Below are 26,097 nucleotides of genomic sequence, written 5' to 3' on the forward strand. Positions count from 1 at the left end.
TAGTATAGCCTATTTTCTTTTCTGTCTACGTTCTTCTTTCCTCTGCTCTTTTTCTTTTTTCTGTATATCTTTCAGGTATCTCTCTGCTTCTTTGCGCTGATCAGATTTCTTTTCTGCTCGTTTCACAACCACTTCCAGGTATTTCTTTGCTTCAGGCAGATTTTCTTCTTTATAATATATCTTACCAAGTGTAATTAGCGAACTATGGTAATAGGCGCTTTCATACGCCTTTAGTAATTCAGAGTATGCAATTGCCTTTTTAAACAGCGATTTTGCTACTTCCGTATTTTTGTGTAGCTGATACTCAATATAACCTAGATAATAACTAGCATACCGGCCACTCATAGCTTCATAGCCAGGCATATTCTGGTCAATCTTTTCCAGGATACTTCTCGATTCTTTTTCTACTTCTGGTATACGTCCCTGCGCATAAGCACTACGTGCATAATAGCGATGGAAGTAGGCGTTATCAGGAAATGTCTCGTGTAGGTATTTAGAAAGTTCGTATGCTTTCTGTAGCTGATTTTCCACACTATAAATCCGCATCAGATGATACTGAGCTTCTGTTCGGGTGTAAAAAGCGTTGTTGGAAACTTCTTTCAACTGCTTGATTCCTTCTTCTTTATTGCCTTTTGGAAATAGCCAAAGGATAGTTTTCAAAGCTGGAAAGTTTTCAGGGATCCAGTCTCTATAGTAGTTGTAAAGTCCATCGCCAAATAAGAATTCTGGGCTAAGGTCTCCCTTGGAGCGGGACTTTTCAAGGTATTTTAATGCGTTTCTGGACGCCCAGGCTGCTTTTCCCCAATCTTTCCGGTCAGAATACAGTCTGCCTTTGAATGCATAGGCAGCTGCAAGAAAGAAGGATGCTTCTGTATTCTCCTCATTTTCCTCATAGAGTTTATCTGCCTTGGTAATAGAAGTGTCCATGTACGCCAGAAATGTTGCATCATATTCTTCATTGTCTTCGTTAGGCATGATTTTCCACCAAGTGCTTAAACCCATAAGAAAATAGGGAAGTGGATGGTCAGGGTATTTAAACTTGAACCAGCGGAATTCAGACTCAGCTTCGGCAAATTTGAAATTATACATATTGTTTACTGCATGAGTCGAAACAACCTGCATATCCATGTTTTCCAACAAAATTGGTGGACCTACATTTTTCTGGGCAAGTACCATGCAGGAATAGACCAAGGCAATAAGAGTAACAGTAAGCTTTTTCATTGTCTGATTTTTCTATATCTCTCGCAATAATCGTACTACAATTATACATATAAAAAATTGTAAAAGCTTTATGTAATATTTGGCTGTTATTTTGTGTGTTTCAATTAGTTGTAAAAAAAATAAAGACTCATGTTTACTTTTAATCTATTTTGCATACTAATATATGATACTGAAAATCTGATAGTTATAAAATTTAACTTGTTTTGTTTTTAGTTTTAGTTACCTTTGCAACCGAAAACTCGTCTTCAGTAATTATGTAATAATTGAAGGCGATTTGTTCAAATAGTTTTTTTATACTTTATGCGTAACAACCTAAGTAATGAAATCGCTGTATTGCTCAACGTCATTTTTGGTCGTTCTGGTTCGTTGGCAACGTTGCGTACTCCGTTTTCTGTAGCTGTAACGCAGAAACCTTTCCGCCCCAATTTTAAGATGTGGGCGGCTCGTTCGTACAAACCACTTACGGTATTTGTATTGTCCGCGTTGGTACTGCTTCTTTGTTATGTTAAAGCTGGTTTTGAGATTTTGAGTGTGGCTCAAACCGCTATTATGGCAGGAGCAGGTTGTATTATTTTAAGTATACTGCTGAGTCCGGAATGGACCAGAAAGGCAGTTATTAAATTTGCCAAAAGCGCCCTTTCTTTATCCTTGCAGTTATCTCCCAGCAAGGCATTTTCACATGTAGGCAGTCTGCTTATTAGTATGAACGGTTTGATGTTGGTATATGCCAACCATCATAGCCAGTTTGCCTGGACGGTTTATCCTACATTGTCTTTACTTGGTGGATTTGCATTAGGTAGTTCTGCTATTATGCTACTGATAAATGCATTGGATCGGGAAGATATACATAAGCCAGCAATGGTGCGTTCCGAGGTATTGAAGAAAGCACACCACCTGGGAGTATTGCCTGAAAGAATGGACGTTCTTGGCGGTGCTGTAGTGGCGGGAATACTTCTGGGTACAACTCTTGTCGAAATCAATGCATCCAATATGGATGATTTAAGCCTTACAGCAGGTGTTGTTTGGCTACCAGTAGTATTGGCATGGTGTGGCATATGTACATCTGTTGTGATGGGTTATATGCTAAAACATGCAGATCTTCCTGCTGCTATTAAACGTATATTGAATGTTTTGGTAATGATGGTAGTGGCATATGCATCTGTTGTAACCATAATGCCTGCTTATTGGGTGGTAGAAGGCAAAGAAATTCTATCATCTGAAATCTTTCTTGCTGCTGGTATAGGTACTATTGGTAGTTTTCTTTTATGGGAAGCTAACTATGCCTATCAGTGGTTACGTACCCATTATTATGATTGGGTAATAAACAAGCTGCAAAAAGAGTTCTGGTATTTACGTCCGCTACGTCATATGTTTCGTATTATTTGTCTTACTATTCCAGTTATACTAATTGGATGGTTTATGAAACAGGCATTCGACCATGTTGGCTTATATGGAATTATAATTGCAACAATTGCATTGTTGTCTAATCTGAATGTGCAATTGCCATTCAAAAGAACGATCACACTTTAATTGTAATTCACACTCATTTTTAAAAATAGCGGGCAAAATTATTTGCTCGCTATTTTTATTTTTGCACCTTCATTCAATCCTCCTATTTTATGGTGCAGATCAAAGACAAACAATTTGACATATATATTCCTGAAAGTAGCATTCTGGAACGGGTTTCAGAATTGTCGAATCAATTGAACCAGGAATATGCTACCAAAGAACCTGTTTTCATTTCAGTACTGAATGGTTCTTTTATGTTTGCAGCAGATCTGATGAAAAGAATTTCTATTGCCTGTCATATCTCATTTATTCGGGTCAGCTCCTATGAGGCTACTCAAAGTACAGGGAAGATTACAGAAATTATTGGCCTTCAGGAAAATATCAAAGGTCGTCATGTAGTTATTGTAGAAGACATTGTGGATACAGCATTAACTATGTCACAGTTACTGGTACAATTGAAACAACACGAACCTGCATCATTGGAAATAGCTACACTCTTGTGCAAACGTGAAGCCATGCAGAAAGATATCAAGCTAAAGTATGTTGGTTTTGACATTCCCAATGCATTTGTAGTAGGTTATGGCCTGGATTATGATGGTCTGGGCAGAAATCTGCCAGATTTATATGTAGTAAAAGAGGAAGGCTTCTAATCTCTCAGCTTTCTATCGGATAAATAGAACAGCTTTAGTCTCAGGCCTATAAAGGACTACTTTACAGATAACTTCTAAGTGATAATCGGCTTCTGATTTATCTATTCTAAAATCACTGTTTTTCACGTATCTTTGAATAAATTTAAAGAGGTATGACCAGGGTTCTCAAGACTCTTCTCTGCTCATTAGGAAATAACTCAGCGCAGTAAATTCAAAATCAAGAGAAACCAGTAAACACCGATTAACCTAAATGCAGTTACATCAGTTAGAGATCAAAGGATTCAAAAGTTTTGCAGATAAGGTTCTCATCAATTTTGATAATGGTATTACAGGTATTGTTGGGCCAAACGGATGTGGAAAGTCAAATGTAGTCGATGCTATTCGCTGGGTGTTAGGTGAACAAAAGACGAAAAATCTCCGGTCTGAAAAGATGGAGAACGTTATCTTTAATGGGACAAAGCGCCGAAAACCTCTGCAAATGGCAGAAGTATCCCTGACTTTTAACAACACCAAAAACATTCTTCCTACTGAATACTCTCAAGTCACAATCAGCCGTCGTTATTATCGTGTAGGAGAAAGCGAGTATTTGCTCAATGGGGTTCCCTGTCGTTTGAAAGATATCAATAATCTGTTTATGGATACAGGTATTGGTCCTGACAGCTATGCGATCATTGAGTTGAAAATGGTCGATGAAATTCTCAATGATAAGGATAACTCACGACGGGGATTGTTTGAAGAGGCAGCCGGTATCTCAAAGTTTAAAGTTCGTAAAAAAGAGACGCTGAAAAAACTGGAAGATACAGATGGTGATCTGGAACGGGTAGAAGACTTGCTTCATGAAATTACCAAAAACATGAAGTCGCTGGAACGTCAGGCTCGCCAGGCTGAAGAATATTTCCAGATCAAAAACAAATACAAAAGTTATAGTGTAGCACTGGCTCATCAGTCTGTAAGCCGTTTTCAGGAGACACTGGATAAATTAAAAGGGCAGCTGGATGCTGAGAGTGAAAAACGTATACGGGTTCAGGCAGAGACAGCTCAAAAGGATGCGGGTATTGAAAAGCTGAAAGCTGATTTGTTAAACAAGGAGAAACTGCTGGCATCACGTCAAAAAGCTCTCAATGAACATGTAAACCTGATCCGGCAACATGAAAGTGAAAAGAAAATTAAGAATGAACGCCTAAAGTTCCTGACAGACAAAGCACATTCGTTACGAAATCAGATTACAGAAGGACAACGCCAAAAGACAGAGGCTGAAGAGAAGATTACACGACTGGAAGCAGAAAAACAAGGAATTGAAAGACAGGCCAATGAACTTATTGCTCAAGTAGCAGAACTAAAAAGTGAATACGAAGCACAAAAGGTAGCTACTGCTGAACTGCAGCAACAGCTTACCAGCAAAAATGCTGCGTTTCGCCAACGGCAGGATGAATTGTTTTCGTTGACAAAATCACTTGATATCAAGCAGGTTCAGATCTCAACTATTAAACAGGAATTAGAAAAAACCACCTCTGACAATGCTGCACAAACGGCTGATCTGGAAGCTATGGCAACCACATTAGGTGAAGCAAATGTGCAACTCCGCCAGAAGATGGACGAATTGCAGCAGACTCAGCAGGAGATTGAAAGTATACAGGATCAACTGGACTCGCTGGAAACTGAGAATGAGTCTATTCGCCAGGAACAGATCACGACACAACGACAGCTGGACGCAAAACAGAATGAATACAATCTAACCAAATCAATGGTGGATAGTCTGGAAGGTTTTCCTGAGGCTGTACAGTTCTTGAGTAAAAATCCGAAATGGGATAAAAAAACACCATTGGTATCGGATATCATTGCCTGTCCGGACCAATACCGTGTGGCTCTGGAAAATTACCTGGAAGTGGTTCTGAACTACTATGTTGTAGAAACTTCAGAGACTGCTTTTTCTGCTATTGCCTTATTAAGTGAGGCTGGCAAGGGTAAGGCCAATTTCTTTATTCTGGAAAAACTTCAGCATGCAACCTATCGGAAGCCGGATGCTATAGGCCTTCCTGATGGGGCCGTTTCTGTACTGGACATTGTGGAGTATGATAGTCGTTATCAAAAACTGGCCGAACATCTGCTGGGAAATGTATTTATTGTTCCGGATCTTGCTATTATATCTAATTCGACTGGTAACCTTATCTTTCTCACAGAAAGTGGAAAGGTGATTAACCGTTCAGTAAGTATATCCGGTGGATCAGTAGGGTTATTTGAAGGAAAGCGAATCGGTCGTGGTAAAAACCTGGAAAAGCTTCAGGATGAAATAGAGAAGCTTCGATATACTATCGATAAAATAACAACTCGTCAGTCTGATCAGAAAATTGCCAGAGAAGAGTTGCTGGTGCGTAAAAACAGTATCCAACGTAAAGTACAGGCACTTCAGTCAGAGATTAATGACCTGAACCGTCAGCAGATTACTTTAAAAGCTCGTCAGGAACAACTGACACTTATGTTGCAGAACCAGTCTTTGCGACGGGAAGATTTCCTGAATCAACTGGAAACATTGACGGAAGAACTAGCTATATCCCGTCCCCAAACGGAAGCGAAACAAGCTGAACTTCGTGAAGTGGAACGACAGATTATGGATCTGAACGAGGAACTGACATCACAGAACGAGCAAACCTCTGTAAAGTCCAATGCCTATAATACTGAAAATATCCGGCTGATTCAGCAGCAAAATCGGCTGAATAGTATGGAACAGGAAATTCGTTTCTCTGAGGATACACTAAGAAACAGCCAGTTTCGCCTTCAAAATAATCAGAATGAACTGGAACGTACAGAAACAGATATTTCGACGCTAACTGAGGCAGAGGAAGTAGGGGATGAGGAACTGGTTGAGATGTACAAAGAGAAAGAGGCGATTGAAGCAGGGCTAAATGAAGCAGAAAGAGATTATTATGCCGCTCGGGGAGAAATCGATAAAACAGAAAAAGAAGTTCGTGATCTGACAAGACAACGTGAACTGGCAGATAGCCTGACTATGGAGTTGCAAGGAAAACGCAACGAAACGCAACTCCAGATTACCGCTATTAAAGATCGTTTGTCTGTTGAGTTCAATGTTAATCTGGATGCGCCTGAAGAGCCTGTAGAGGAAGTAGTGATACAGGAAGCAAAAGAACCACAAATAGATGAGAATGGAAATTCGGTTGTTTCAGAAGAACCTAAACCTGCGGCTCCTAAAAGCAAGATGGGTAAAACCTGGAATTTTGAAGAAGCCAGAACTTTGTTTGGAGAGCGTGAAGACGAACTTCGTGCCCGGGTAAATGAATTAAAAGCTCGTCTGGACCGCCTGGGACCTATCAATCCAATGGCACTAGAGGCGTATGAAGAAATCAAACAACGGTTTGACTTTATAAACGGACAGAAAAATGATCTGCTAAATGCGAAGAATTCCTTGCTGGCTACCATTTCGGAGATAGATACAGTTGCCAGAGAAACCTTTATGACTGCATTTACAACTATTCGGGAGCATTTTATCCGTGTATTCCGTTCGTTGTTCTCAGATGAAGATACCTGTGACCTGAAACTGGTCGATCCGGAAAATCCATTGGATTCCAGCATTGATATCATTGCCAGACCAAAAGGCAAGCGTCCTTTGACAATCAATCAGCTTTCTGGTGGAGAGAAAACATTAACAGCTATCTCACTGTTGTTTGCTATCTACCTGTTAAAGCCTGCGCCGTTTTGTATCTTTGATGAGGTAGATGCCCCACTGGATGATGCCAATATCGATAAATTCAACAATATCATCCGTAGGTTTGCTAACGAGTCACAGTTTATTATTGTGACACACAATAAACGTACAATGGCATCCACTGATGTAGTCTATGGCATTACTCAGACAGAGGATGATACAGGAGTGTCTAAAGTAGTCCCTGTAGATTTACGGGCTCTGGCATAAAGAAATGGATAGTCTATCTTGATACATATATTTTCAAATTAAGTCAAATCACTGATTTGTCTGAATGTATGAAAGACCAAAATTATTGGGATTTAATTAATGAGGCTTGTCTCTGGGTTGGAGAACCTTATTTTAAGAACAATGAAGATAAGGCCAACTATTTAGTGAATAACTTATCAAAGCTATCAAAAGAAGAATTAATTGGTTTTGAACGATTTGTTGTGAGTAAAGTTGTAGAAGCTGACCATTACAATGTTCTTGCACTACTTGAAATTACAGTAGGATTATCTGGGTCTGATGATTCCTATCTCTATTTTAGATACCAATTAGTGGTGCAGGGACAAAAAGTTTTTGAAGATGCTATATCCAACACCGACTCTCTGGCTATGATCTTAAATCAGCATTTCGATTATGCAGATGGAGAATGGTTTATGTACATGGCTGATAAGGCATATACTAATAAATTTGGAGAGCCTGAGGATTGTTATGAACTTCCTAATGCGCATGCAGAGGATATTGGTGGTTATACAAAAGGTGAAGCATGGGAAACGGAAGATTTACCAGTACTTTTTCCAAATCTTTGTAGAAAGTTTAATTATACTGCCTAGCATACTATACACACATATACTCTGGTGTCGATTTTCAGGGTGTTTTGCCCAACTGTCAGTGTTGAGTGTACTACACTAGCTGGTAAAGTTTTGATCTCTATTATCGCAAATCTGAACAAGACTCTCTTTGTACCAATATAACTGATGTTGCTTTCGAATTGGGACTGAATGCACGCTCGAAACAGTGGTTCAAAATGTCAGCCTCTGCTTTGATACTACAAAGAGTTTTAGAAAAATCCGTATTATGACGAGATGGAATAACAGAATCCACGTTTCTGGTAGCGTAAACAACTGGAATAAAGCGAGTTGCTATTTCTGCTGGTTTGGATAAAGATGTCATTATATTTTTGAGAGCCTCTTTCACCATAGTTTCTTTTTGAACAGCAGCTTGCTTTATTTGCTTAACAAAGTATAAAGCCTGAAACATTTCAAAGTCCATAAACTCATACTGCTCTTCCTGCTCAAGTCTCTTCCAGATATCATATGCTGTTTTAATACGAATACGTACTGCATCGCGCTTTAGTTCTTTGAGAACATACTTAGCTGCATTGTCTTTGTCCTTTTTCTTTTCCAGCACAGCTAGGTGATACTCATTGCGTTTGTATTTGGCATTAACTTCCTTATACTCTTTTTCCGCTTTTTTGAGTTGCTTATCACGTTCTTTGGAGGCAGGTTGGGCTTCCAGTTCAGCCTTTTGCTGTGTTGCATGTGTCAACAGTTTAGTCAGAAGGATTTGGTCTGCAAGAGATTGTTTCTCATCTTCCTGAATGGCTTTAATACGTTTCAATAGATGGTGAAGCTGCTCATTTAAACGAGCTTCATGCACCATTAAGCGATGGTATTCAGATTTATATTTGCGGATTGCAGTTTCGTTTGTATGATATTTTGACATAAAATAGTTTCTCTGGTAATTAAATTGTAGTGAATTATTATGTTACAATATACATAAAAAATACGTACAGATTACGTGAGTGCGAAATAAAATATGTTAGGGGATAACAAGTTTACAATCAATAGAATATAGCTTTTGAGTGTGCATTAAAACGAGGATAAGACTTTGTTTTGAGCACTATATTTTATAATTAGAGTTAACTTTCATCAGATAGTATCAATCAAGCCATTGCTTATAACCTCCTACATGATTCAATTCTTCTACGAACAATCTGACAAAATTCTTCAGCAAACCCTTACACACATTGGCTTAACCTTCCTGGCATTACTGGTTGCATTAGTTATTGGGGTTCCTTTGGGTTGCTGGATTAGTCATAAACCTAGAGTTGCATCCCTTGTGATAGGTTTTACTGGCGTTTTACAAACTATACCCAGCATTGCTTTACTGGGTATTCTTATTCCTGTGTTAGGAATAGGAGTGAAGCCTGCTATTTTTGCTTTGTTTCTGTATGCCTTGCTTCCGATTGTACGAAATACGTATGTGGGTATCAGAGAAGTAGACGCCTCTGTTAGAGATGCTGCATTAGGACTGGGTATGAACCAATGGCAAATTCTGACCAAAGTTGAAATTCCTCTGGCAATGCCTGTAATCTTTGCAGGCATACGTACAGCAACAGTTATTAATGTAGGTGTAGCTACACTAGCTGCTTATGTAGCTGCAGGTGGATTGGGTGAATTTATTTTTGGAGGTATTGCACTTAACAACTCAGCCATGATTATGGCAGGAGCGATTCCTGCAGCATTACTGGCTGTTTTATTTGATAGTTTGTTGGGTTGGTTGCAAAAACGCACAGATTACAAAACACACAAGTCTGCTAAATCCGGGTTGAAAATAAGTGGTTGGATACTGATAGGTATACTTTGTCTGTCGGGTCTCTATATAATCCCTAAAACAAAACAAACCCGTTTACTGGCAGGCTTTGCTCATGAGTTTGCTGGACGTGATGATGGTTACCCGGGACTAATAAACAAATATGGATTATCAATCAGTAATTTGTTACTGGATCAGTCTCTTATGTATGAGGCTATTTTTCATGAGAATGTAGATGTAATCAGTGGGTACTCCACAGATGGCCGTATCAAAGCCTATCACTTGCGTGTGCTGGAAGATGACAAGCAGGCCTTTCCTCCTTACCAGGCGGCCTGGGTGGTAAGAAGGCAAACCTTGGTAAAATATCCTCAGCTACAAGCTGTATTGGGTGTGTTTTCACATTCCATCAATGATTCAGTCATGACTGCTTTAAACTATGAGGTCGATTACCTGCACAAACTACCTGCTGAGGTTGCCAAACAGTTTATACAGCAACAGAAAGAATTTCATCTGGAAAAAAGTACAGGACCTGAAGGTACTATCAGTATTGGTTCGAAAGTATTTTCAGAGCAATACATTCTGGCTGAGCTCTTAAAGCAGTTAATCGAAGGCTACACGAATTTGCAGGTAGTTACCAAAACCGGATTGGGAGGAACTAAGATTTGTTTTGATGCACTGAACGCTGGAGCCATTGACTTATATCCTGAATATACAGGAACAGGCTTACTTGTTATTTTACAGCCAGAAAGCCAGAAGCTGGATTCTCTTAAAGGAGATCCGGATAAAGTGTATACATATGTAGCTCAGGAATTTAACAAGAGATATGAGTTGGAATGGCAAAAGCCTATTGGATTTAATAATGCCTATGCTTTAATGATGCGGGAAGCAGAAAGTAAAAAGCTACATATACGAACCATATCTGAGTTACAGAGATATCTCGTGTCTGAAAGATAAATTATATATACAGTTATTGGGGACTATTGCTAAATATATGCTTTATATCATAGTTGATTAGATTTTGACAGTTTCGAATTTTTGATAACCTATTTTTTATGATTGCTTGTCTTGATGTTGACTACCGGGATGATCACGCAGCGGTAGCTTGTCTGCTCTTTACTTCCTGGGCGGATGAAACGGAAACACAACAGATTAGTAAGCGTATTGATGATGTAGCACCTTACGTATCTGGTGAATTCTATAAACGTGAATTACCTTGTCTGCTTGCTGTACTTGAACCTATAGCTGAAATGCTGACCACTATTGTAATTGACGGATACGTATATCTTACTCCGGAAAAGAAAGGCTTAGGAGGATATCTGTTTCATGCACTGAATCAGAAGATTCCGGTTGTGGGAGTTGCCAAAACCCGATTTCACGAAGCTCCTTCTGTGGCTGTACTACGAGGTGACAGTCAGAATCCCTTATTTGTCACATCCGCCGGACTGGATATACAACATGCAGGTGAGTATATAAAACAGATGCATGGTGAATTTAGATTACCTACTTTACTTAAAAAAGTAGATCGGTTATGTAGGGACGCTGTTTTTGCGTAATCTTGTGGCATCTGAGATTTTCTTTGATATAATTCCATGTCTGACATCTACATTTACAATACACCTGTTCCTGTAGGAAAAGCCGTTTCTATTAAGATTCCTATTGCCCGACTGCCATCACATACATTGATTGATCTACCTGTATATGTGTTTCGTGGCAAGACAGATGGTCCTGGTTTATTGCTAACGGCTGGAATTCATGGAGATGAGATCAATGGAATAGAGATAGTAAGACGGCTTATCAACGAGAATTACCTCATGCCTGACATGGGAACTGTGATAGCTATACCACTGGTCAATGTATATGGATTTATTTTCAATTCCCGTAATCTGCCAGATGGTAAAGATCTGAATCGTTGTTTTCCAGGATCTGCCAATGGTTCACTTGCCAATCGAATGGCACACATTCTTATGACAGAGATTTTACCTCATGTGCACCATGGGGTTGACTTTCATACAGGAGGTGACCGGATAGCTAACTTTCCTCAGATTCGTTGCAATCTGGATCATGCAAAGAACAAAGAGCTGGCATCAGCTTTTGGGGCTCCCTTTATTGTCAATACTGAATTAATTGATAAATCATTTCGTAAAGAAGCCTTAAAGACAGGCAAATCCATTCTGGTCTTTGAGGGTGGTGAATCATTACGACTGGATGAGCATGCTATTGCCGAAGGCAAAGCGGGTGTAAGGAGAATCATGCACTATCTGAAAATGCGGGATCAGGAGGAGAAAAAACAGATTCCGATTACTATTAAAAGTACTACCTGGATGAGAACCAAAGATTCCGGTATTTTTAATCCATTTGTCATTTCAGGCTCTAAAGTGGTAAAAAATCAGCCTTTGGCAACTATTACAGATCCATATGGTGAGTCTCAGGTAACAATTAAGAGTCCTTATGATGGATATATTATTGGTTTGAACAATATGCCAGTTGTAAACTCTGGTGATGCTCTTATTCATGTCGGAAAATAAATCATTCTCAGATCTGCTTATGAAAAAGCTGGCTTCTTGTCTGATAGAGGTTGTCTAATCTATTTTTAACGAAGTTTAACAATCAGTTTTTATAGCAAGCCTCAATTCGCTACAGATTGAAAAACATGTGAAGATAAAACACAAAAGATGCCTTTGTAGCCCTTACAAAATGATTTGTATAGCCTTTTAGAGGTTGTTTAAACTATTCTTAAAGGCTGCAAAGGCATCTTTTGTGCTACGATTTCGTCCATTTTTCGGCCCGTAGCTTTTGCTACGCCCCTCAAAATGGCCTCATCTCGCTACAAAATCTGCTCTTTTCGCCTCTTTAACAATAATTTAGACAACCTCTTAAATTCTTTTAAAATTTTTTCTGCCAATAAATCTTTTGCTTTAAGAGAGTTTCCTTCCTAAAAACCTATTATTTTTTCTTTCTTATATTATAATTGTCTAGGTTTGTTCTAAAATTGAATGAAAACTTAACTGATTCATACATTGTTTAATCTGTATAAACGCTTTGGCAATTATGCTATAATAGAGCGTTTTGTAGCTTTGCATAAAATTAAGCTATTTTAAGATAAAAGTGGATTAGTTATCAGTTATTTACCTTTTATTCAGAGATTCTATTTCTGGTAAAAGGGCGTTTAAATATATAAATATACATTCTAATATCATCTCTCAGAAAACTAGTGTTTTGTAATCATGGATAAATATTCTTACATCGCCAATGCGCATGGTGCGTATATTGACGAACTCTATCGGGCATACAAAGAAAATCCTGACTCGGTAGATACCAGCTGGCAAAAATTCTTTGAAGGATTTGAGTTTTCTAACCAATATGGAGGAAACGGCAATGGAACTGCCGTGAATGGAGCAACTAAGACAGGAACAGATGTAAATATACAGAAAGAGATTGCAGTTCGAAATCTGATTCATGGCTATCGTATGCGCGGGCACTTAAAATCAGATACCAATCCTGTTCGTCAGCGTCGGGATCGTAAGCCTATGCTTGATTTAAAGGATTTTGGTTTGACAGATGCTGACTTGGATACCACATTTGAAGCCGCCAGAGAGGTATTAGGTGCACCAGCAACATTACGGAAGCTGGTTGAATCGCTGAAAAAGATTTATGAAGGAAAGATCGGATTTGAGTTTATGTATATTCGTGAGCCTGAGGTTCTGGAATATTTCAAAGGGAAAGTAGAAAAAGAAGCACTTGCGTTTACCTTATCTCTGGATGAGAAGAAACGTATTCTTACCAAGCTGAATGAGGCAGTTGTGTTCGAAAATTTCCTGCATACAAAATATATTGGTCAGAAACGTTTTTCACTGGAAGGTGGAGAAACTACAATCCCGGCATTGGATGCCATCATTAGTGAGACTGCAGAACAAGGCGTAAATGAGGTAATCATTGGTATGGCTCACCGGGGTCGTTTGAACATCCTGGCAAATATCATGGGTAAAACCTATGAAAATATCTTTAACGAGTTTGAAGGCGCTTATACACCTGACCTGACTATGGGCGATGGTGATGTGAAATACCACATGGGGTATGCTTCTCAGATCGAAACGCCAAAAGGAAAGAAAGTTCAGTTAAAACTAGCTCCTAATCCCTCTCACCTGGAAGCAGTTAACCCTGTAGTAGAAGGATATTCCCGTGCAAAAGCCGATGTTCTGTATCAAAGTGATTATGATAAGGTATTGCCTATATTAATTCACGGTGATGCTGCTGTGGCAGGACAGGGAATTGTGTATGAGGTAACTCAGATGTCAGCACTACCAGGGTATTATACAGGTGGAACTATTCACTTTGTGATTAATAACCAGGTTGGTTTCACTACTGACTTTGAAGATGCACGTTCCAGCATCTATTGTACAGATGTAGCTAAAATTGTAGACGCACCTGTATTACACGTAAATGGTGATGATCCGGAAGCAGTAGTATTTTGTGCTAAGCTGGCTGCTGATTACCGTCAGCGTTTTAACCGGGATATCTTTATTGATATGGTGTGTTATCGTCGTCATGGCCATAATGAATCTGACGAACCGAAATTTACACAACCAACCTTATATAACGTTATCTCCAAACATCCTAACCCACGTGAAATCTATAACAAACAGTTGATTACACGGGGTGATGTAGATGCGAAGCTTGCGGAGAAGATGGATGAAGAGTTCCGCAATATGCTGCAGGATCGTTTAAATATGGTTAAGCAGAAACCTCTGCCATATTACTATCAGAAAAATGAAGAAGCATGGAATGCATTGCGCAGATCAGCTCAGGAGGATTTCGATAAATCTCCGGAAACAGGTATAAGTCTGGATGTAATAGAAAAAGTTGGCCAGAAATTGGTTAATATTCCTGCAGATTTCCGTCCGTTAAAACAGATTGAGAAGTTGTTGAAAGAAAGAAAGGAAATGTTCTTTGAGAAAAAACAACTGAACTGGGCAGCAGCAGAACTATTGGCGTATGGTTCTATTCTGGCAGAAGGAAAGATTGTTCGTTTAAGTGGACAGGATGTACAGCGTGGTACTTTCAGCCATCGTCATGCTGTGTTGCATGATGCTGAAACCAATCAGGCATATAACAACCTCGACTTTACAGCAGAAGGAAAAAATAAATTCATGATTTATAATTCCTTGTTGTCTGAATATGGTGTACTTGGTTTTGAATTTGGCTATGCTATGGCAAACCCTAATGCACTGGTTCTTTGGGAAGCCCAGTTTGGCGATTTTGCTAACGGTGCACAGGTTATGATCGATCAGTTCATTGCTCCATCTGAAACCAAGTGGCAACGTATGAATGGTTTGGTAATGTTACTGCCACATGGCTATGAAGGACAGGGACCAGAGCACTCAAATGCTCGTCCGGAACGCTTCCTGCAACTAGCTGCTGAAAATAATATCGTAGTAGCAAACGTTACGCAACCAGCTAACTTTTTCCATTTATTGCGTCGTCAGCTGGCTTGGGAATTTCGTAAGCCATTGATTGTAATGTCTCCAAAATCAATGTTGCGTCATCCATTGGCTGTATCACCGCTGGAAGAGTTTACAACAGGAAGCTTTAAAGAGGTAATTGCAGATACTCAGGCAGATCCTAAAAAAGTGAAGAAAGTTTTATTGTGTTCTGGTAAGCTGTATTACGAATTGTATGAGGCTCGTCAGGAACAAAAACGTGATGATATTGCTATCATAGCATTGGAACAGTTGCATCCATTCCCAGCCAAGCAGGTACATAATTTGTTGATGCAGTACGACAAAAAAGCTAAAATCTGCTGGGTACAGGAAGAACCTGAGAACATGGGATACTGGTCATATGTAATGCGTACGTATAAGTATGTGGCTATGGAAGTGATTGCTCGTAAGGCAAGTGCTTCTCCTGCTACAGGATATGCCAAAGTACATGCTCAGGAACAAGCGGATATTATCAAAAGAGCTCTTTCATAACTATTTTTAAGAAACCTAATCATTCTATATTATATTTTTATGGCTTTAGACATCAAAATACCTGCTGTCGGTGAATCTATTTCGGAAGTAACTATTTCGAAATGGAACAAGAAAGATGGCGAGACTGTACAAATGGATGAAGTTCTTTGTGAACTGGAATCTGATAAAGCGACATTTGAATTAAATGCCCCTGCTGCGGGTGTATTACATATTGTAGTTCAGGAAGGTGAAACTATTTCGATTGATACCTTGATTGCCCGTATTGATGAAGCCAATGGACAGCCAAAAGCTTCTACACCTACTGCTCAGGCTACAGCTCCTGCTGAAGAAGCAAAGCCGGCAGCCGCTACAGGACAAACTGTAGAGATGAAGGTGCCTACCGTAGGAGAATCAATTACGGAAGTAACCATTGGTACATGGCATAAAAATGATGGAGATCAGGTACAGCTAAATGACCTGCTTTGTGAAATTGAGTCTGACAAAGCTACTTTCGAACTGACAGCTGAACAGGCAGGTATATTACGTATTGTTGCTACTCAGGGAACTACTTTGCCTATTGGTGGTCTGATCTGTAAGATTGAAGTAACTGCTGGCGGATCTCAGCCTGTAAGTCAGGCTACTGCTACTCCTTCACAACCAGTGCCTGCTGCTCAGACTACTCCTTCTGGAGATAAAACCTATGCAACAGGTACACCTTCACCAGCTGCTAATAAAATTCTGGCAGAAAAAGGTGTGAAACCCGAAGATGTTCAGGGTACAGGCGTAGATGGTCGCATTACAAAAAATGATGCAGTGAATGCACAGAAACCAGTAGCGGCCAACAATGCGCAACCTCCAGTATCCAAACCTGCTGAAAAAACTTCAGCTCCAAAACAACCTGTGGTAAGTGGTGAACGTACTGACCGTCGTGAGAAAATGACGTCTTTGCGTAAAACTGTAGCTCGTCGTCTGGTGGCTGTGAAAAATGAGACAGCTATGTTGACTACATTCAATGAAGTTGACATGAAGCCAATCATGGACTTACGTGCTAAATACAAAGATAAATTTAAAGAGAAACATAGTGTCGGTTTAGGCTTTATGTCATTCTTTACCAAAGCATGTTGTGTAGCTTTGCAGGAATGGCCAGCTGTAAACGCCATGATTGATGGAGATGAAATCGTATACCATCAGTATGCTGACATTTCAATTGCTGTATCCTCTCCCCGTGGGTTGGTAGTACCAATCATTCGGAATGCTGAACAAATGAGTTTTGCAGAGATCGAAGCGGAGATTGTACGTTTGGCTGGTAAAGCAAAAGAAAATAAACTGACGATTGATGATATGACAGGTGGAACATTTACCATCACCAACGGTGGTATCTTTGGCTCTATGTTGTCAACTCCAATCATCAATGCTCCTCAAACTGCTATTCTGGGTATGCACAACATTGTGGAACGTCCTGTAGTAGTAGAGGGACAAATCGTGATACGCCCTATCATGTATCTGGCACTGAGTTACGACCACCGTATCATCGATGGTCGTGAGGCTGTAAGCTTCCTGGTGCGTGTAAAACAACTCCTTGAAGATCCTACTCGCTTGTTATTAGAAGTCTAACAGATAGGCTGCTTTTGAGCCATACAAGGTTATCTGAATCTTGTATGGCTTAATTTTTCTATACTATCCCTCCTTTAAATAAGATGAAATATTTCTTATTGCTTTGTCTGGTACTACCTCTGTTTCTGATTACTTCCTGTAGTGATGATCGTAATACATTGAGTCGCTCCTGGCGAATCATGAAAGTAGAAATGAAAGATATAGAACTCAAGCGTAATAGTAAGAACCGTAATCTTATACAAGATGCGACTATTCAGGATAAGCTCGATTCCATCTTTAAAAACACGTATATCCGTTTATATGAAAGAGGAGACTACGCTATCCTTTTTCAGGGAGGAGATTATGTATCCAAGAACTGGACTTATGACTATAAAACAGAACAGATAACTCTTGTAGGGAATACACCTATGGAGGAATATGTTTTTAAAAAAATAGATTCAGGAAATAATTGGATGCAAGTAGAATTAACTCTACCCAGAGATTTCAATATATCTGCAGATTCTCCTGAGTTTATAATAGGAAAAGTAGCCTTGTTATTTTCTGAAGATCACAAGTATGAAGAAGGGGAGATGGATTTATTAGATCCTCATAGAAATGAATGGCGGAGAAAGCCCCATAAAAAAGCTACAAAGGAAGAGATTAGAAAGAGCCTCGTTGAGCAATTGTCTTATATACTGGATTACTTTCAACTGGTTGAGGATAAAAAGCAAAGTTATTTTGAGCCTCGTCTTTTCCAATCTCCATTAAAATTTTACAGTCATGGTTTGGGGGTGCCTTCTGTTAGCGCTTGGCCAGAGCGGTCTTTGAAAATATTTTATGATCAGGAAAACGCTCTTACTGCACAACAAATGTTGGGAGATGCGCTTAATAGTACAGGTGATTACCCCAGAGGAAAAAACTTTATAGAAGAATACAAGGCAGTTATAGAAAAAATGCGGCTGTATTTAGAAAACTGAAAGGATTTTTCTAATAAAAACATATTATTTTTACGAGATTTGTTCATTCTTACATTCTACATTTTTAATTAAAAACATATGGATTTTGATGTAATTGTTATCGGCTCCGGACCAGGAGGGTATATTGCGGCTATCCGTTGTGCTCAATTAGGCATGAAAACGGCTATTATTGAAAAGTACCCAGCACTAGGTGGTACCTGTTTAAATGTAGGATGTATTCCTTCCAAAGCATTACTTGATTCTTCAGAACATTATTATAATGCAGCTCATTCATTTGCTCAGCATGGAATCGCTATTAAAGACATGCAACTGGATTTTGGGCAAATGATCAAAAGAAAAGAAGAAGTGGTTGGACAGATGACCAAGGGAGTAGAGTTTCTGATGAACAAAAACAAAATTACTACTTATATAGGGTTTGGATCTTTTGTAGATAAGAATACTGTAAAAGTAAAATCTAATGATGGACAGGAGCAACAGATCTCGGCCAAAAATATCATCATTGCGACAGGGTCAAAACCATCGTCATTCCCAAGCATGCCAATTGATAAAAAGCGGGTTATCTCTTCTACCGAAGCATTGAAGTTACCTGAGGTTCCCAAACACCTGATTGTGATTGGTGCTGGTGTGATTGGTGCCGAGCTAGGCTCTGTATATGCTCGTTTGGGTGCTAAAGTGAGTTTTGTAGAGTTTGCTGCTTCCATGATTCCAACCATGGATGGCACAATGGGTAAAGAGTTACAGAAATCAATGCGTAAACTAGGTGCAGATTTCTACTTTAGTCACAAAGTAACCTCTGTAGAGAATAAAGGAGACAGTGTAGTTGTACGTGCAGAAAATAACAAGGGAGGATTGCTGGAGCTGGAAGGCGATTATTGCCTGGTGTCAGTAGGGCGCCGTCCTTATACAGATGGTCTGGAACTTGAAAAAGCAGGGTTGAAGACAGATGAAAGAGGCCGGATCGCTGTAAATGATCATCTTCAGACAGAAGTTTCCAATATCTATGCTATTGGAGATGTGATTCGTGGTGCTATGCTGGCACATAAAGCGGAAGAAGAAGGTGTGTTTGTGGCAGAAACAATTGCGGGACAGCATCCACATATCAATTATCTTCTGATACCTGGAGTCGTCTATACATGGCCAGAAGTGGCAGCAGTAGGCTATACTGAGGAAGAATTGAAAACAAACGGAACTCCTTATAAAGCAGGTACTTTCCCATTCAAGGCTTTAGGCAGAGCCCGTGCCAGTATGGATACCGATGGTTTGGTAAAAGTATTGGCTCATGCGGAGACTGACGAGATACTGGGTGTACACATGATAGGTGCTCGTGTAGCAGATATGATAGCAGAAGCTGTAGTAGCTATGGAGTTTAGAGCTGCTGCAGAAGATGTAGGTATCATGTCTCATGCTCACCCAACATACACAGAAGCATTCAAAGAAGCTTGTCTGGCTGCAACTGGAAATCGCGCACTAAATATTTGATTTCCAAAACTGTATCCTTTCTATGGATGATATTTTTCTTATAGTTTGAAACAGTTGTTAACAGTAGCAAAAAAGTTTTCCGTGTAAGAAACTTCTTCTTTTTAAAACAGGTAAGTTATTCTGATATAGCTTACCTGTTTTTTTATTTGTGTGTAGTGGCTTGTTTTTCAGTGGTTTATATTGATTGGTGCCAGTTGCTAACTTTGAGAGGTGCGATTAGCAGGAGTTAAGAATTTACTTTTTAATAAGCTGAGTTTGTTTGTTTTAGCATACAATAAGAGAGGCGTTTCACTTTTTGATGATATTGATAAGGCAAACTTACACGTTTCAAAACGTCTGATTTTAAGGACAGATTACTATTATCTAAATAATAATGATATTTCGGATAGGAAAGAAAATTATGAGCTATATAATATTAAAATCAACTGTTTCAGTCTGTCATGAATATTAGAGATTTGTCTATTCGGAAAAAGTTAATTGGAGGGTTCTCACTGCTTACAATCATGTTTGTTGTCAATGCAGTGATCAGTCTTTGGACATTAAACAAAAGCGCTTCTATTATTCAACATAATATTGAAGTAGCTGATCCTTCAACGTTGGCATTAAGAGATTTGCGGAATGTTATTATCAGTTCCAAAGGATACATTACCAACTGGATTTATCAGCAAAGTAACCAGGAAGATAAGGATGCACTGAAACAGTTGCAGGCAACAGCCTATCCGAAAGTAAAAGAAAGTATTAACGCTCTGAAAAAGCATTGGCCTAAAGCCCAGCAGGGTTTGGTTGATAGTGTATTAGCTCAATACGATACGGTTGAGATAAAAGAGAAACAAATCATGACAGATTTGGCTGATTTCGAAGATTATGAGAAGGATGGCGGTATTGTTAAATTTAATGCAACCACAATTCTTGAAACAGAAGTATTACCAATCTCTCAGAAAGCACTCGAAATGCTGAATCGGGTTATTGTTGATAAGGGGAAAGAAGCTGTATTGTCAGATGAAGACTTATTAGGAAACTTCTCTTCTGTAAGACAGGTAGTGATGATTTCAGCTCTGATCGTTATTCTTTTTGCTATAATTGCAACAATTGTATTAAGCCGTGATATAGTACTTCCTATCAATTATGTACGAGGGATTATACAAAAACTTAGCTTAGGTGAACTTCCCGATAAGCAAAATCGCAAATTTAATCGTGATGAAGTGGGCGAAATGGCTGATGCTGTAGAAAAGCTGGCAAATGGTCTGAGAGAAACTTCATTGTTCGCAGAAAATATCGGAAAAGGTAATTATAAAGTAGAACATCAACCTTTGAGTGACAAGGACGTACTAGGTAACTCTTTGATTAACATGAGAGATAACCTGAAACGTGTAGCTGAAGAAGATAAGCGTCGCAACTGGGCTACAGAAGGTTTGGCTAAATTCGGAGATGTATTACGTAAAAATACGTCTGACCTGGATGAGTTGTGTGATCAGATTATGTCTGGCCTGGTAAAATATACAAATGCGAATCAGGGAGGTCTTTATATTATCAATGACGAAATTCAGGGTGTAGAACCTTATCTGGAACTGAAAGCATGTTATGCCTGGGATAAAAAGAAATATCTTGAGCAGAAGATTTATCCAGGAGAAGGTTTAGCCGGACAAGTTTGGCAGGAAGCTGAGTATGTGTATATGACAGAAGTTCCTACAAATTATATTACCATTACTTCAGGTCTTGGCGAAGCTAATCCTCGTAGTATTCTGATTGTGCCTCTGAAAGTAAATGATCAGGTATATGGAGTATTAGAGATCGCATCATTCAATGATTTTGCTGATTTTGAAATTGAGTTTATCGAGAAGATGGCAGAAAGCATTGCTTCAACACTTTCATCAGCCAAAGTAAATATCCGTACACAAAAACTTCTTCAGGAATCAACTATCCTTACTGAGCAAATGCGTAGTCAGGAAGAGGAGATGCGCCAGAATATGGAAGAGCTTATGGCTACTCAGGAAGAAATGGAGCGGAAACAACATGAATCTGCTCAACGTGAAGAAGAATTACTGGCAGAGGTTCAGTCGCTTAAAACTGAAATGCAAAGAAGATAGAATTCTATATACCAATACTGAAAGCGTGGGAGTTATCTCACGCTTTTTTTGTTTTCACATATTCATGCATATGAGTGAGAAAACATACTAATTTTGCAGTCTATTTTTGTTAAACTGATCATGTATATGAAGTATATCTGTGGGATCTTTGTGGGCTTTTGTGTTGGTTTGGTAGCTTGTAACACCGGAACCAAACTAGATAATAAAAAAATTGCGGAAGAGATGAAGAGCAGGAAGGTACTACATATTACGCCTATCCAGCTGACAGAAAATACTTTTCGGGAAGGCAAGAAGACGGCAGATTGGTTAGATAAGCGATTAGTTAGCCAATTGGAAAGGTTCTCTGACAAAAAGAATCTTGTCGAATGGAGTTCTGTTTGTAATGTTCGGTCTCTTGGAGTAGATTCTTTGAAAAAACAATATGGTATCTCTATTCAACGGTTAGCCCTACGAAATAGTCCGGAAAAACTAGCTATAAGCAAAACTGCTCTGCAAGTGTGGGATGCCTATCGTTACAATGCAGAGAAAAAACTACCAATGGAAGCAAACGTACAGCAGGAAGACAATATATATATGCTATATTCACAGCCTATAGCCTTAGCTAGTGCAACCTGTCTTCAGTGTCATGGTGCAGTTGGGAAAGAACTAAGCAGAAAAGATTTTGAAGCATTAAGAGCTTCCTATCCCTCTATAGATAGCCTGACAAACTATACATTGAACGAACCTATTGGGATATGGAATGTTTTATTCCCCAAAAACAAGCTGGCACAGCCACTGGATATAAAATAATACCTTAGAAATAAGTTCCTCAACGAGTTCGTCTATTCAAATTCTGATATTTGAGTTTGTCTCTTTATCTTTGAACAGTTTTAACCTTTATTTCTTTCCTGTAGTGCATTTGCATGCAGATACTACACTATTCTAAAAAATATTGCTCATGAAAAATTTATCACTTGGATTAAACATTGTTTTGTTGGTTGCGGTAGCAGTCTTATATTTTTTACACTTTAAAAAATCAGATACTTCCGGAGGAGCTACTTTGGTAGATTTGAAGAAGGATACCCTCTCTTCTGCCGCTGCTGCTGAAATTGCGTATGTAAACACAGATACTCTGATGGCTAAATATGAGTACTACAAAACTACATTAGATAACCTGAAAAGCCGTAGAGAGAAAATGGAGCAGGAAGTAAGCGGAAGAGCACGTTCATTACAGAATGAAGTGGCTGCTTACCAGAGAAAAGGCAATTCTATGAGCGTAGAGCAGCTTCAGGCTGCTGAGCAGAACCTTCGGATGAAAGATGCTGAACTAAGACAATATAGCGAAAAGTTAGCCAATGACCTGGCTAAAGAAGAGCAACAAAAGACAGATGAATTACTTGAAACGATATCTGTGTATCTGAAAAAATATACTAAAGGCAAGCCTTACAAATATGTATTTGCGTATACCAAAGGTGCAAGTGCTATTTTGTATGCACAAAACAACCTTGACATTACACAGGAAGTACTGGATGGCTTAAATACAGAATACAAGGCAACACAAAAATAAAATGAAAAGAGGCTGTTTCATAAAAGGAACGGCCTCTTTTGTTTCAGACAATTCTAACATCCAGAAGCTCCCCCAGCTCTGTAAAGTATTTTATCCATCGCTGAGCTGACAAATCTCCCTTCCTTGCCAAATCCCTCATTTCGCCATAATAACGGTTGCCAACAAAGAAATAGATATTTTGTGATATCCAGAGGTCTAATGTCATCGGAAACTGTTTTAACTCTCGCATCCACTCCGCCAGATATTTTACCTGATCCAGACTAGGAGTAGACTCCAGCTCTTTCATAAGGAGATTTAATCGTTTTACGGCTGTAAAACCAACTGTATCCGGATTAGGTTTGATATGCCACCGTTTTACTTCCTTAGCTAGCCTTCTCATCTCATCCATATTGGGGCGCTCAGATTCAAACAAATCCCGCAGATTGGCTTGTACTACTACCTCAACAGTTGTTTTAAATACGCCTGGTAGGGACGAATCTGTCGTATTCATCAGATTCATCATATGATAATTATGCTCATAGATTTGTCTGAATGAGTTTTCGATAGATTCCAGTGTGTTTTGAGTAATCTTTTTTAATACTCTGTGTTGGTCATCTTTTGAGAGATAAGGAAGAGAAAATAGCTCCGTACCGAAAAACTGATCCATGGAATGAATGACTTCTCCTATGTGTCCAAGAGAAAAAAGCTCACGGACAACCCGATGCATTTCCATAAACTCCTCAGAGGGCATATTTTCCCGTGCATGGGCAATAATGGTTTGCTGGCCCAGATATAATACGGCAAAGCTCACTACACTTTCTTCCATTGTCAGTGTAGAGATTACTTTTGTTATTCCAAGTGCTAGCTTCTGAAGTCCAGCTTCCAGCCGATCGTATACTTCACTTTCAAAAATATAACTGTTGGCAGTTTGATGATCTGGCTCCTCTTCAAAAAGGGAAATGATAGCTTGCTGTGCACAAACCCGGGTCATTGTCAGTCGTGCAGGTTTTACTTTTCGTTCATAGATAACTGCTGCATTTCCAAGTTCAGATACATTACTCGGAACCAGTAAGAGCTTTTCCAGAAATTTCTGCTCCAATAAGGAAGGTGTATTTTTAGGCTGTATTTCTTCTGCCAACTGGATGGCTCTACTGGCATATTGTAAAATTTGTATAGTCTCAATTCCGGATACTTCATCAAAGAACCACCCACAACTGGTATACATCAGCATTGCCTGACGCTGCATTTCAAGTAGCTTTACAAATACTATTTTATCTGCCTGACTAGTGTTTGGGCTCAGATGTGTTGTGAGAAACTTGTGTAGTGACTCTTGTGATCGGTTGAGAATTACATTAATATATTTGTTTCGGATATCCCAGGGATCTTTGACAAAGGTTGCCATTGCCTTGGTATACAAAGGAATTAATTCATCGCGTAGCCAATCCAGTGCTTGTCGCAATGGTGCTCTCCATTCTTGGTTCCAGTGAGGATTTCCCCCTGAGTTACATCCACAATTGTTTCTCCACCGTTCAACCCCATGAACGCAGCTCCAAGAGCTGTTTTCGAAGATCTGTACTTCCTGTGTAGGAGGAAATTTATCCAAAAATTCGCCGTAGTTGGTAACTCTGGCCAGATTATGAGTTTCAATATGAGTCATGCAGTAAGCTAGTGCCATATCCCCATGTCGGTGATGATGGCCATAACTTTCACCATCTGTCGCAATATGCACTATCTGAGCCGACTCCTGGTCATGTTCAGGAAATGCCTGTACCAAACGATCTGCAAAATGTTTACCATTTTTGAGCAATCCCTTAAAGGCCACATCCTGGGATACCAATCCATCATAAAAGAATAGCACAATAGATTTTCCGGAAGGAAGACGATAGAGGTAAGGAATACGGGGATTGATTCGGTCTCCCGATACATCAGTCCAGTGTTCGGTACCTATAACTCGTACAGATTTGGCCTGGCGCGGTGCCAGAATGGTAAATCTGATATTATTTTCTGCAAGAATCTCAAGTGTTTTGGTATCAACTGCTGTTTCTGCAAGCCATATGCCCTCAGGCTTTCTCTGAAACCGATATTCAAAATCACGTATACCCCAGATTACCTGTGTGCGTTTATCCTCGTGATTGGCCAGAGGCATTATGATATGATTGTATACCTGTGCCAAGGCCGAGCCATGTCCTGAAAAATTATCTAAACTTTCTTTGTCTGCCTGGAGAATAGCCTGATATGCTTCCGGATCTTGTTGCTCCAGCCAGGAAAGTAGGGTAGGGCCAAAGTTGAAACTAATACGTGAGTAATTATTAATAATATCTACAATGTCCTGATCTTGTCCAAGTATACGGGAGGCTGTATTAGCGGCATAACACTCATACGTAATGCGTTCATTCCAGTCATGGAAAGGGAATGCGGAATCTTGAGTTTCTATTGCTTCCAGCCAGGGATTTTCACGGGGTGGCTGATAAAAATGGCCATGTATACAAATGTATTTTTGTTTGAGATTCATAAATACTACAATTCACTTAATTAATTTTACAGAAGTCCTATAAAGAAAGCAAAGTAACTGGTATTCTATTTAAAATATTGGCAGAGTTATAATATGAAATTGTAATGTTGATCAAAGTAAAAAGACTCTGCCTTGTTGTATCCTATATATTGGAAAGATTTCATTTGTCAATATATGGTCATTTATAGTAAAAATAACAATATCTAAATTCATTTTTGTTGCGATGAATGTAGTAAAACTTCATATTTAATTAGAAATGATATTGTCTGTACCATTTCAATCATCTACATTCGTAGTA

The 26,097-nt window shown here is 39.2% G+C and carries 17 protein-coding genes; 14 read left to right on the forward strand and 3 right to left on the reverse strand.

Features of this window, described 5'->3' with window-relative positions:
* Positions 1-9: 9 nt before the first annotated feature.
* A complete protein-coding gene (locus QNI15_RS12240; RefSeq protein WP_314001171.1) occupies positions 10-1,221 on the reverse strand; it encodes a tetratricopeptide repeat protein in 1,212 nt (403 codons plus the stop codon).
* Positions 1,222-1,521: 300 nt separating this feature from the next.
* Here QNI15_RS12240 and QNI15_RS12245 point away from each other — a divergent pair, with 300 nt between their 5' ends.
* From QNI15_RS12245 to QNI15_RS12260, 4 genes are all read left to right on the forward strand, one after another.
* Entirely contained in the window at positions 1,522-2,751 is a 1,230-nt protein-coding gene (locus QNI15_RS12245; protein ID WP_314031955.1) for a hypothetical protein, read from the forward strand.
* A gap of 89 nt (positions 2,752-2,840) precedes the next feature.
* Positions 2,841-3,380, forward strand: coding sequence for a hypoxanthine phosphoribosyltransferase (hpt, locus tag QNI15_RS12250; protein WP_314001174.1), 540 nt, complete (start codon positions 2,841-2,843; stop codon positions 3,378-3,380).
* 250 nt (positions 3,381-3,630) lie between these two features.
* Complete coding sequence (gene smc / locus QNI15_RS12255; RefSeq protein ID WP_314031956.1) at positions 3,631-7,308, forward strand: chromosome segregation protein SMC; 3,678 nt, start codon at positions 3,631-3,633, stop codon at positions 7,306-7,308.
* 68 nt (positions 7,309-7,376) lie between these two features.
* A complete protein-coding gene (locus QNI15_RS12260; protein WP_314001178.1) occupies positions 7,377-7,916 on the forward strand; it encodes a DUF4240 domain-containing protein in 540 nt (179 codons plus the stop codon).
* Positions 7,917-8,016: 100 nt separating this feature from the next.
* Here QNI15_RS12260 and QNI15_RS12265 read toward each other — a convergent pair whose 3' ends face one another.
* Positions 8,017-8,808 (reverse strand): hypothetical protein, encoded by a 792-nt coding sequence (locus tag QNI15_RS12265; RefSeq protein WP_314031957.1) that lies wholly within the window; start codon positions 8,806-8,808, stop codon positions 8,017-8,019.
* 246 nt (positions 8,809-9,054) lie between these two features.
* On the opposite strand from QNI15_RS12265, the gene QNI15_RS12270 reads away from it, so the two are divergent.
* The 10 genes from QNI15_RS12270 (at position 9,055) to QNI15_RS12315 (ending at position 23,308) form a co-directional block, all read left to right on the forward strand.
* Entirely contained in the window at positions 9,055-10,632 is a 1,578-nt protein-coding gene (locus QNI15_RS12270) for an ABC transporter permease/substrate-binding protein (RefSeq protein ID WP_314031958.1), read from the forward strand.
* Between the two features lie 98 nt (positions 10,633-10,730).
* Positions 10,731-11,231 (forward strand): endonuclease V, encoded by a 501-nt coding sequence (locus tag QNI15_RS12275; protein ID WP_314031959.1) that lies wholly within the window; start codon positions 10,731-10,733, stop codon positions 11,229-11,231.
* A gap of 36 nt (positions 11,232-11,267) precedes the next feature.
* On the forward strand, positions 11,268-12,203 hold the full coding sequence (locus QNI15_RS12280) for a succinylglutamate desuccinylase/aspartoacylase family protein (protein ID WP_313976935.1): 936 nt from the start codon (positions 11,268-11,270) through the stop codon (positions 12,201-12,203).
* 699 nt (positions 12,204-12,902) lie between these two features.
* Entirely contained in the window at positions 12,903-15,647 is a 2,745-nt protein-coding gene (locus QNI15_RS12285) for a 2-oxoglutarate dehydrogenase E1 component (RefSeq protein ID WP_313976931.1), read from the forward strand.
* A 39-nt stretch (positions 15,648-15,686) separates the two neighbouring features.
* Positions 15,687-17,240, forward strand: a complete 1,554-nt coding sequence (gene odhB / locus QNI15_RS12290; RefSeq protein WP_314001187.1) for a 2-oxoglutarate dehydrogenase complex dihydrolipoyllysine-residue succinyltransferase — start codon at positions 15,687-15,689, stop codon at positions 17,238-17,240.
* A gap of 83 nt (positions 17,241-17,323) precedes the next feature.
* Positions 17,324-18,196, forward strand: coding sequence for a hypothetical protein (locus tag QNI15_RS12295; protein ID WP_314001188.1), 873 nt, complete (start codon positions 17,324-17,326; stop codon positions 18,194-18,196).
* A 78-nt stretch (positions 18,197-18,274) separates the two neighbouring features.
* Entirely contained in the window at positions 18,275-19,675 is a 1,401-nt protein-coding gene (lpdA, locus tag QNI15_RS12300) for a dihydrolipoyl dehydrogenase (RefSeq protein ID WP_314031961.1), read from the forward strand.
* Positions 19,676-20,115: 440 nt separating this feature from the next.
* Positions 20,116-21,762 (forward strand): GAF domain-containing protein, encoded by a 1,647-nt coding sequence (locus QNI15_RS12305; RefSeq protein ID WP_314001190.1) that lies wholly within the window; start codon positions 20,116-20,118, stop codon positions 21,760-21,762.
* A gap of 126 nt (positions 21,763-21,888) precedes the next feature.
* Positions 21,889-22,551, forward strand: coding sequence for a c-type heme family protein (locus tag QNI15_RS12310; RefSeq protein ID WP_314001191.1), 663 nt, complete (start codon positions 21,889-21,891; stop codon positions 22,549-22,551).
* 148 nt (positions 22,552-22,699) lie between these two features.
* The gene (locus tag QNI15_RS12315; RefSeq protein WP_313976921.1) at positions 22,700-23,308 is read left to right on the forward strand and encodes an OmpH family outer membrane protein; all 609 of its coding nucleotides are present in this window, start codon (positions 22,700-22,702) and stop codon (positions 23,306-23,308) included.
* A gap of 43 nt (positions 23,309-23,351) precedes the next feature.
* On the opposite strand, the gene QNI15_RS12320 is transcribed toward QNI15_RS12315, so the two are convergent.
* On the reverse strand, positions 23,352-25,799 hold the full coding sequence (locus QNI15_RS12320) for a DUF3536 domain-containing protein (RefSeq protein WP_314031962.1): 2,448 nt from the start codon (positions 25,797-25,799) through the stop codon (positions 23,352-23,354).
* Positions 25,800-26,097: the final 298 nt, after the last annotated feature.

The organism is Xanthocytophaga flava, from assembly GCF_030068545.1.
Classification (GTDB): domain Bacteria; phylum Bacteroidota; class Bacteroidia; order Cytophagales; family 172606-1; genus Xanthocytophaga; species Xanthocytophaga flava.